This is a genomic window from Corallococcus sp. 4LFB (assembly GCF_046520365.1).
GTDB classification, from domain to species: Bacteria; Myxococcota; Myxococcia; order Myxococcales; family Myxococcaceae; genus Corallococcus; species Corallococcus caeni.
Map to the genome: position 1 here is coordinate 1 of NZ_JBKGHJ010001209.1, position 618 is coordinate 618.

Below are 618 nucleotides of genomic sequence, written 5' to 3' on the forward strand. Positions count from 1 at the left end.
GCCTTGCGGCGCCGGAGGGGTGGGCCCGGGCGGCCGGTTCGCGCGCGTGTCCTTGGCCACCTCGATGTCGTAGCGCACCGCGGGCCGGTCCTTGAGGTCGGTGGTGAGGCCGCCCTTCTCCACGCCCACCACGTTCACCGTGGTGACCTTTCCGGACTCCGCGTTGAAGGTGTAACTGGATTGCACCTTGAACTTGTAGCCTTCCAGGTAGCTGAACACGCCGTAGCCGCTGCCCCGGTACACCAGGCGCACCGCCAGCTGGTGCTGGCCCGGCACGATGCGGCCGTTGAAGACCTCCAGCGACTGGTGCCGGTTCAGGTCTCCCTGCGTGTCCACCTGGGTGAAGATGGGCGCGCCGTCCAGCGCGTACACCACCGACTCCAGCTGGAACGCGTTGCCCATCTCGTTCTTGTGCACGAGCACCGCGCGGGCGCCGGTGGACAGCTCGCCGCCCATGACCGACTCCTGGAGCAGCAGCAGGCGCGCCTTGGAGCGGTAGATCTTCTCCTTCAGGTCGACGACCTGCTCCTCCAGCGTCTTCACGCGCGACGTGAAGGCCTCGTCCGCCGTCTGGTCGCCGGCGGGCGCCGGCGCGGTCGCGGGGGCCTGCGGCGGCGC

The 618-nt window shown here is 69.7% G+C and carries 1 protein-coding gene; it reads right to left on the reverse strand.

The annotated features are described in order from the left end of the window. A partial coding sequence (locus ACLEQD_RS44965) for a dihydrolipoamide acetyltransferase (RefSeq protein WP_410392002.1) occupies window positions 1–618 on the reverse strand: 618 nt, incomplete at both ends.